The organism is Tahibacter caeni (assembly GCF_024609805.1).
GTDB classification, from domain to species: domain Bacteria; phylum Pseudomonadota; class Gammaproteobacteria; order Xanthomonadales; family Rhodanobacteraceae; genus Tahibacter; species Tahibacter caeni.
The window spans coordinates 1-2,306 of sequence record NZ_JANFVR010000515.1 but is presented as its reverse complement, the minus strand read 5'-3'; the positions used below and the strand labels follow the sequence as shown (position 1 = coordinate 2,306).

Here is a 2,306-nt window from a genome sequence, read left to right as displayed (position 1 = left end):
CGCGCCGGTACCGGCGCCGGCCGAAGCGCGCGCGGTTCAGCGCTCGCGTCTGCCGTCGCGGTCTGCCGACCACGCCGCGCCGGCGGCGAACGAGCCGATCGCGATCATCGGCGTCAGCGGCCGCTATCCGGAGTCGCCGGATCTCGCCGCGTTCTGGACCAACCTGCGCGACGGCCGCGACTGCATCGTCGAAGTGCCGGCCGGGCGCTGGGACTGGCGCGACTACTACAGCGCCGACCGCACCGAGAGCGGCCGCCACTACAGCCGCTGGGGCGGTTTCATCGACGGCGTCGACGAGTTCGATCCGCAGTTCTTCAGCATCGCGCCGCGCGAAGCCAAGTTCATCGATCCGCAGGAGCGACTGTTCCTGCAGCATGCCTGGATGGCGGTCGAGGACGCCGGCCACTGCCGTGCGAGCCTGCGCGGCAACGGCGCGGCCGACGATGTCGGTGTCTACGTCGGCGTCATGTACAGCGAATACCAGCTGCTCGGCGTCGCGGCCGACGCGCAGTCGCTGCGCATGGGCTTCTCGGGCAACGTCGCGAGCATCGCCAACCGCGTGTCGTACGCGCTGGACCTGCACGGTCCGAGCATGACGGTCGACACGATGTGCTCCTCGTCGTTGACCGCGATCCATCTCGCCTGCCAGGACCTGCGCCAGGGGCGCACGCGGCTGGCGATCGCCGGCGGCGTCAACATCAGCATCCATCCACAGAAATACCTGCTGCTCAGCGTCGGCCAGTTCATTTCCGGCGACGGTCATTGCCAGAGCTTCGGCGAAGGCGGCGACGGCTACATTCCGGGCGAAGGCGTCGGCGCGGTCGTGCTCAAGCGCCTGTCCGACGCGCAGCGCGACGGCGATCCGATCTACGCCGTGATCCGCGGCAGCGGTCTTAGCCACGGCGGCCGCACGAACGGCTACACCGTGCCGAATCCGCAGGCGCAGACCAGCGCGATCGCGCTCGCGTTGTCCGAAGCGCGCGTGGATGCGCGGCACATCAGCTACATCGAGGCGCACGGCACCGGCACGAAGCTCGGCGATCCGATCGAGATCGCCGCGCTCAATCGCGCCTTCGGCCAGTACACGGCGGAGCGGCAGTTCTGCCGCATCGGTTCGGCCAAGTCGAACATCGGCCATTGCGAGGCCGCGGCCGGCATCGCCGGGCTGACGAAGGTGCTGCTGCAGCTCAAGCATCGGCAGATCGTGCCGTCGCTGCATTCGCGCACGTTGAATCCGCACATCGATTTCGCGGCAAGTCCGTTCGTCGTCAACCAGGAGCTGGTCGACTGGACCGCGCCGGTCGTGGACGGCCGCACGTTGCCGCGGATCGCCGGCATTTCCTCGTTCGGCGCCGGCGGCTCGAACGCGCACCTGATCGTCGAGGAATACGTCGCGCCGGCCGCGGCCGCGGCGACGTCCGAGCCCGCACTGGTCGTGCTGTCGGCGCGCACGCCCGAACAGCTGCGGCGCAAGGCGGCCGACCTGCGCGACTTCCTCGTCCGCGCGCCGGCGACCGCGCTCGACGCGCTGGCCTATACGTTGCAGGCCGGCCGCGAAGCGTTCGACGAGCGCATTGCGATCGTCGTCGACACGGCGGCCGACCTGATCGGCAAGCTCGACCGGTTCGCTGCCGGCGACGGCGAAGTCGACGCGCTGTACCAGGGCCACGCGAAACGCCACAAGGAGGCGTTGAGCCTGTTCAGCACCGACAGCGACCTGCAGCAGACGCTCGGCCGCTGGCTGGCCGGCCGCAAGCTCGACCAGCTCGCCGAGCTCTGGACCCGCGGCCTCGACTGGGACTGGAACGCGCTGTATGCGAGCGGTGCCAGGCCGGCGCGCCTGAACCTGCCGACCTATCCGTTCGCGCGCGAGCGGCATTGGCTGGAGCTGCCGGCCGCAGGCACCGTCGCGCCGGCCGCGGCGCCGCATCCGCTGCTGCACGCGAACACCTCTGACCTGTACCGGCAGAGCTTCGCGTCGTCGTTCCGCGGCGACGAACCGTTCTGCACGGACCGCCGCCTGCAGGCCGGCGCCTGCCTCGAAATGGCGCGCGCCGCGCTGCAGCTGGCCGCACGCGTCGATACGTCGACGGCGCTCGAACTGTCCCGCGTCGACTGGCAGGACGCGCCGCCGCTCGATGGCGACACGCCGGTCACCGTGAGCCTGCAGGCGATCGACGACGCGTGCTTCGCGTTCGAGATCGCCGGCGGCGAGCGGGTGTTCTGCGCCGGCGAAGCCGTGCTGCTCGACGGCGCGCCGCCGCCGCCGCTGTCGCTCGCGGCGCTGCAGGCCGGCCCCGAGGCAG

At 70.9% G+C, this 2,306-nt stretch carries 1 protein-coding gene; it reads left to right on the top strand.

What is annotated here, in order from left to right; genetic code table 11:
- On the top strand, positions 1–2,306 hold a 2,306-nt coding region (locus NON22_RS23310; protein ID WP_257389379.1), incomplete at both ends, for a type I polyketide synthase.